The 5715-nt window shown below is 69.8% G+C and carries 7 protein-coding genes; 2 read left to right on the top strand and 5 right to left on the bottom strand.

Annotated elements, in window-relative coordinates:
- A partial coding sequence (locus F9K34_RS16545; protein WP_291338220.1) for an aldehyde dehydrogenase family protein occupies positions 1–438 on the top strand: 438 nt, incomplete at its 5' end.
- Between the two features lie 9 nt (positions 439–447).
- Here the strand turns inward: F9K34_RS16545 and F9K34_RS16540 are convergent.
- The 4 genes from F9K34_RS16540 to purB all read right to left on the bottom strand — a co-directional run bounded on the left by F9K34_RS16540 (position 448) and on the right by purB (position 4253).
- Positions 448–1320 carry a lysophospholipid acyltransferase family protein gene (locus tag F9K34_RS16540; RefSeq protein WP_291338219.1) on the bottom strand — a complete coding sequence of 291 codons (873 nt, stop codon included), beginning with the start codon at positions 1318–1320 and terminating at the stop codon, positions 448–450.
- Positions 1321–1527: 207 nt separating this feature from the next.
- Positions 1528–2613 carry a flagellar motor switch protein FliG gene (locus tag F9K34_RS16535; RefSeq protein WP_291338218.1) on the bottom strand — a complete coding sequence of 362 codons (1086 nt, stop codon included), beginning with the start codon at positions 2611–2613 and terminating at the stop codon, positions 1528–1530.
- Positions 2614–2685: 72 nt separating this feature from the next.
- Entirely contained in the window at positions 2686–2844 is a 159-nt protein-coding gene (locus tag F9K34_RS16530) for a hypothetical protein (protein ID WP_291338217.1), read from the bottom strand.
- Between the two features lie 104 nt (positions 2845–2948).
- Positions 2949–4253 (bottom strand): adenylosuccinate lyase, encoded by a 1305-nt coding sequence (purB, locus tag F9K34_RS16525; protein ID WP_291338216.1) that lies wholly within the window; start codon positions 4251–4253, stop codon positions 2949–2951.
- Positions 4254–4328: 75 nt separating this feature from the next.
- Between purB and F9K34_RS16520 the strand changes: the two genes are divergently transcribed.
- On the top strand, positions 4329–4676 hold the full coding sequence (locus F9K34_RS16520) for a hypothetical protein (RefSeq protein ID WP_291338215.1): 348 nt from the start codon (positions 4329–4331) through the stop codon (positions 4674–4676).
- Between the two features lie 49 nt (positions 4677–4725).
- Here F9K34_RS16520 and F9K34_RS16515 read toward each other — a convergent pair whose 3' ends face one another.
- On the bottom strand, positions 4726–5679 hold the full coding sequence (locus F9K34_RS16515; protein ID WP_291338214.1) for a glycosyltransferase family 2 protein: 954 nt from the start codon (positions 5677–5679) through the stop codon (positions 4726–4728).
- Positions 5680–5715 lie beyond the last annotated feature (36 nt).

Raw genomic sequence — 5715 nt, 5'->3', positions numbered from 1 at the left:
GGGGAGGGGCGGGCGGTCGCGCCAGCCGTGGTCTCCGGCGCCGGGCCGGACAGCCGGCTGATGCGGGAGGAGATCTTCGGTCCGGTCCTGCCGATCGTGAGCTACCGGAGCCTTGAGGAGGCCGTCGGGCAGATCGCTGCCGGTCCCCGGCCGCTCGCGCTCTACTACTACGGCGGCAGCGTGGATCGGGCGGAGGCGCTGGCGCGCACGACAAGCGGCAATGTCACGGTCAACGGCGTGATGACCCACTATGCCGTGGACAGCCTTCCCTTCGGCGGCATCGGCACAAGCGGGATCGGCGCCTATCACGGCCGCGAGGGGTTCGAGGCGATGACCCATGCGCGCGGCGTCTTCCACGAGCCGCTGCGGAGCCTCATCCCGCTCGGGCGGCCCGGCGGCAGGTTCGAGCGGCTCTTCGCCTGGTACATGATGCGCTGAGGGTCCGCGTCACTTCCAGCGGCGGTGGATCCAGAACCACTGGTCCATGTGCCAGCGCGCGATCCGTTCGAGGCTGTCGTTGATCGCCTGAGTCATGGTTTCGGGGTCCGTTCGCGGGATCGGCGCCTCGGTCACGATGTCGAAATTGATCCCGTCGGCCCGCCGGACGCCGTAGACCGGCACGATCTCGGCGCCGTAGCGCAGCGCGAGGTCGGCCGCCGAGGTGGCGGTGAAGGCGGTATGGCCGAAGAAGGTCGTGGCCGCGCCGTGGCGCATGTGCTGGTCCATCAGGAGGCCGAGCATGCCGCCCGACTTCAGGAACCGGACCATCGCCGCCATGCCGGGCTTGCCGCGCGGGAAGAGCGGCGTGCCGATCGTCGAGATGGCGTCGAGGTAATGCGCGTTGAAGAGCGGGTTCTTCATCGGCCGGTAGAGTGCGCCGACCCGGTAGCCGCGGGCGATGAGGGCCGCACGCGCGACGTCGTAGTTGCCGAAATGCCCGGTGGCGAGGATCACCGGCCGCCCGGCGGCGTGGGCGGCGGCGAGCGCTCCGGCCCCGGGGCCGGCGATCGGCAGGTCACGGACCCGGGCGAGGAAATCGTCGCCCGAGTAAAGCTCGATCATTGTCCGGCCGACGTTGTCCGGCACGGCGCGGACAAGCCGCCTGACCTCGCCCGGCGGCAGGTCGGGACAGACGAGGGCGAGGTTCTCGCGGATGCGCCGGCGCCAGCCGGCAAGCGGCGCGACGAGCCGCGAGACGATCCACCCTGCAAGCGGAACCCGCCGTTCGTAGGGCAGCGCCCGAGCGAGCGCGAGCACCACGCGGAAGGCGGCATCGGTCAGCCGGTCCGGCAGCGTCGGTTTCGGCGAAGTATCGGCCATCGTGTCCCGTGCTTTGCGCCGCACCCCTTGCCCGGGGGCCGTGCGTCAGGGGCCAGACATAGAGGCGCGGCGCGCCGATCTCAAGCGGCCGGAGCCCGCCGGCCGCCCGTCCGGGGCGCGCCGTGCAGGCGGCGCCGGAGTGCACCCGACCCGCTGTCGCCGCGACTGTGCCCGTGCCCACTGGCCCCCTTGCCTGCTCGGCGCGGCCTAGTCCTCTTCCGCCTCGGCCGTCATCCGCAGCGCCAGCTCGCCGGCATCGACCAGTGCCCGGACCGACGACACGATAGCGGTCATCGCGGCCTCGGCGTCCTTCTCGCGGACCTTGCCGCGCTCGGCCATCTCCTCCCGCAAGGTCGCGGCCATGCGTTGCGACATGTTGGCGAGGATGAACTCGGCCGAGGCGGTATCGGCCTCGGTCCGCGCGCCAGCGAGGGCGTTCACCAGCGCTGCCTGCTCCACCCCCCGGATGACCCTGGAGACGTCGCGCCCCTCGATCCGCCCGGCGATGTCGGCAAAGGTGAAGATCGACTTCCTGACCCGCTCCGCAAGCTCCTGGTCGGTCTCCGCCAGGCCGGAGAGCACATCGTCGCGGGTCGCCGCAGGCGAGACGTTGAGGATCGCGCCGATCCTTTCGTGCGGCTCGGCCTCGAAGGCGCGGAGCGGGCGCGATTCGAGTTGCGCGGCGAGCGACAGGCCGATGCGGCGCACGGTTTCGGGGTCGATCTCGGCCGTCTGGCCCATGGCGTAGGCGACATGGCGCGCCCGCTCGCCGGGGAGCTTGCCGAGCAACTCTGCCGCGCGCGACACCGCGAGCTTCGAGAGCATAACGGCACCCACCTCGGCACTTTCCTCGGCGAGGACCGGAAGGAGCTTCTCGGTTTCCAGCGCGGCGATGCGGTCCCAGGGGTCGGCCTTCGACGAGGCCCCGGACAGCCGCTTCAGCCGACCCGCGGCGGTCGCCGAGATATGGCCGTCGAGCATCTGCAGCGCGCCGTCTATGCCGCCGGGAAAACTGAGCCCGATCGAGTCGAGAAGCGCGAGGAACTCGCCCACCACCGCATCGAGCGTTGCGCGGTCGACGACGCGCATGCGGCCGATCTGTTCGGTCAGCGCCGCCTGCAGATGGTCGGGAAGATCACGCAAGGGCACATGATCGCCGGCGGCGAGCAGAAGCCGGACAATGATGGCCGCCTTCTGCCGGCCGCTGATCTGGCCTGTGCCCGCCCGGTTGCCTTCGGAACCACGGGCGTACACGGCTGCGCCCGCCGGAGGGCGTGTGGTGAGTGCCGGCATGGGACCTCCGGGACCTGCGGTTCGCATCGCAGCTTCCCGGAAAGCGGTTAAGTCGGGGTTACGCGCCGCGGCTCAACTGCCGACGGTCACGCATTTCTGGGCGGCGTCGTCCCAGCTCTGCCCCTGGGCGCAGCTGATCTGGGCCTGACGTTCGTGGTTGCAGCCCTGACCGAAGGCGGGGGCAAGGCCGGCGAGGAGTGCAAGGGCAACGGCAAGGGTCTTGATCGGCATGGCATCCTCCTGCTGTCTGCCGCCAGGGTGCCAGCCGTGCCGCCGTCCGGGCAAGCGTTTCCGCTACGGAAACGCTCCCCCTCACGCAATCGTGTGGCCGGCGGTCAGGCGCCGAAGACGCGGGCGAAGATCGTGTCGACGTGCTTCGTGTGATAGCCGAGGTCGAACTTCTCCTCGATCTCGGCCGGCGACAGCGCCGCCGTGACCTCGGGGTCTGCCAGAAGCTCCGCCTTGAAGTCCTTGCCCTGTTCCCAGACCTTCATCGCGTTCCGCTGCACCAGCCGGTAGGCGTCCTCGCGGCTCACCCCCGCCTGCGTCAGCGCCAGGAGCACCCGCTGCGACATGACCAGCCCTTTGAACTTGTTCATGTTCCTGAGCATGTTCTCGGGGTAGATCACCAGCTTCTCGACCACCCCCGCCAGCCGGTTCAGCGCGAAGTCGAGAGTGATGGTCGCGTCCGGGCCGATGGCGCGCTCGACGCTCGAATGGCTGATGTCGCGCTCGTGCCAGAGCGCCACGTTCTCCAGCGCCGGCACCACCGCCATGCGGACGAGGCGGGCAAGGCCGGTGAGGTTTTCGGTCAGCACCGGGTTCCTTTTGTGCGGCATGGCGGATGATCCCTTCTGGCCGGGGGAGAAGAACTCCTCCGCCTCCAGAACCTCGGTCCGCTGCATGTGGCGGATCTCGATGGCGATGTTCTCGATCGAACTGGCGATCACGCCGAGCGTGGCGAAGAACATCGCGTGACGGTCGCGCGGGATGACCTGCGTCGAGATCGGTTCGGGGCGCAGGCCCAGCTTTTCGCAGACATGCTCCTCGACCCCCGGGTCGATATTGGCGAAGGTGCCGACTGCGCCGGAAATGGCGCCCGTCGCCACCTCCCAGCGGGCCTTCTCCAGCCGGTTCTTGTTGCGGTCCATCTCGGCGTAGAACCGCGCGAAAGTGAGGCCCATCGTGGTGGGTTCGGCATGGATGCCGTGGCTGCGGCCGATGCGGATCGTGTCCTTGTGCTCGTAGGCGCGGGTCTTCAGCGCGGCCAGCACCTTGTCCATGCCGGCCAGCAGGATGTCTGCGGCGCGGACGAGCTGGACGTTCAGCGTGGTGTCGAGCACGTCCGACGAGGTCATGCCCTGATGGACGAAGCGCGCGTCCTCGGCGCCGATATGTTCGGCGAGATGGGTGAGGAAGGCGATGACGTCATGCTTCGTCACCGCCTCGATCTCGTCGATGCGGGCCACGTCGAACTCCACGTCCCTGGCGCGCCACACCGCTTCGGCATTCGCCTTCGGGATCACGCCAAGCGCGGCTTGGGCGTCGCAGGCATGGGCCTCGATCTCGTACCAGATGCGGAACTTCGTCTCGGGCGACCAGATGGCGACCATCTCGGGGCGGGAATAGCGGGGGATCATGCGACGGCACTTCCGTTGAGGCGGGGTTGGCGCCGTCCTAGACTGGGGCGCGGCGGCTGGCAAGGAGGGCGAACCATGCCACGGACGATGAGCGCGATCCTGACCCTTCTCACCCTCACGGCCTGCGTGAGCGGGCGGCCCGAGCCGGCGCGCGGCGGCCTGCGGGAGATGCTTGCCGGACGCAGCGTCGTGTTCGAGAACGGCGCGGCGCAAAGCTTCGCCGCCGACGGAACCACCGTGTACGAGCTCGGCGCGGCGCAGATCGGTCGCTGGAAAGTCGAGGACGGGCGCTATTGCGCCCTGTGGCCGTCTGCCAGGCAGTGGCAGTGCCACAGGGTCGAGCCAGCCGGGCCGGGGTTCGACCTCGTCTTCATTGCCAAGGACGGCCATCGGACAGCCGCGCGCTACAGCCACGCGCCCTGAAGGCGCGGCATCCGTGACCGCGGCCGGTTCGCCGGCATCGCAGGCGGCATCAGCCGGCAGGCGGGAGGGCGGCGAGGCGGCGGGCATAGACCCGCTCGGCATGGCGGTGCCAGTGGCGGATGTCGGGGTCGGCGAGCATCGCCGCCACGGTCGCGGCCAGGCGGTCGGCATAGCGCAGGATCGTCGTGTCGCGGACCTGCGCCTCCGCCCGGTCGGCGAAATAGGCGGCGTCATGGCGGAGGTTCGCTTCGCCCATCGGCGCGGCGCCCCGGCCGCGGATCTGGCGCAGGCGGTAGGCGTCGGGGGTCTTGGTGGCGTAGTGGTTGTACTGGGCGAGCGCGTGGCGGATCTCGGCATGGGGCACGTGGCGCAACTCGCGCCAGAGCGGCGCGGCTGCGTCGATCTCGCGCAGGGTGCCGTCGCCGCGCATGACGGTGAGCCGCGCCTTCGGGCCCCGGTAGCGGGTGAGCGAGTGGTTGTGGATCGCGCCGTAGTGGCCGGGATTGCGGCTCAGCGTCTTCAGCGCGCCATTGGCCTTGTTGCCCGCGGGCAGACGGTGAAGGAACTGATGCGTGACCGCGCCGGGGCGCCATTCATCCGCTCCGCCCGACCCGAAGGTCATGGCGTTGAGCGCGATGACGTCGGCGGCTTCCGGTGCGGCGGCGAGAAGGGCCTTCACCGAATTGTCGCCGGTGTGGACGTTCAGGAACTCGTCCACGTCGAGCATCATGAGCCAATCGGCCGCGTCGACCGCGAAGCGGCTGCGGAGGCGTGCGTAGCCCTCCGCCTGCGGCACCTTGCCGGGCGGAACGCTGTGGTTGAGAAAGCCGATGTGACCGGCCGCCTGCAGCGCGCGCAGGAGCCGCACCGATCCGTCGTCGCAGTCGTTCGCGGCGATGAAGATGCGGTCGAAGCCGAGGACGAGGTGATGGGCCACGAATTCCAGGAGGAACGGCCCTTCGTTGCGGATGCAGGTGAGAAGATGGACGGTCGGGTCGGGCATGGCTCTGGCAGGGGCGGGCCGGTCGGGGCACTATGG

The sequence above is a fragment of the Albidovulum sp. genome (assembly GCF_008933605.1).
GTDB lineage: Bacteria > Pseudomonadota > Alphaproteobacteria > Rhodobacterales > Rhodobacteraceae > Albidovulum.
Note: the sequence above shows the minus strand (reverse complement) of the source record. Positions and strands in the feature narration are given on the sequence as shown.

Bases quoted from the DNA above. Each gene is read 5' to 3' on its own strand.
- F9K34_RS16520 (WP_291338215.1), top strand. From the start codon at position 4,329: ATGCCACGGACGATGAGCGCGATCCTGACCCTTCTCACCCTCACGGCC.
- F9K34_RS16535 (WP_291338218.1), bottom strand. From the start codon at position 2,613: ATGCCGGCACTCACCACACGCCCTCCGGCGGGCGCAGCCGTGTACGCC.
- purB (WP_291338216.1), bottom strand. From the start codon at position 4,253: ATGATCCCCCGCTATTCCCGCCCCGAGATGGTCGCCATCTGGTCGCCC.
- F9K34_RS16515 (WP_291338214.1), bottom strand. From the start codon at position 5,679: ATGCCCGACCCGACCGTCCATCTTCTCACCTGCATCCGCAACGAAGGG.
- F9K34_RS16530 (WP_291338217.1), bottom strand. From the start codon at position 2,844: ATGCCGATCAAGACCCTTGCCGTTGCCCTTGCACTCCTCGCCGGCCTT.
- F9K34_RS16540 (WP_291338219.1), bottom strand. From the start codon at position 1,320: ATGGCCGATACTTCGCCGAAACCGACGCTGCCGGACCGGCTGACCGAT.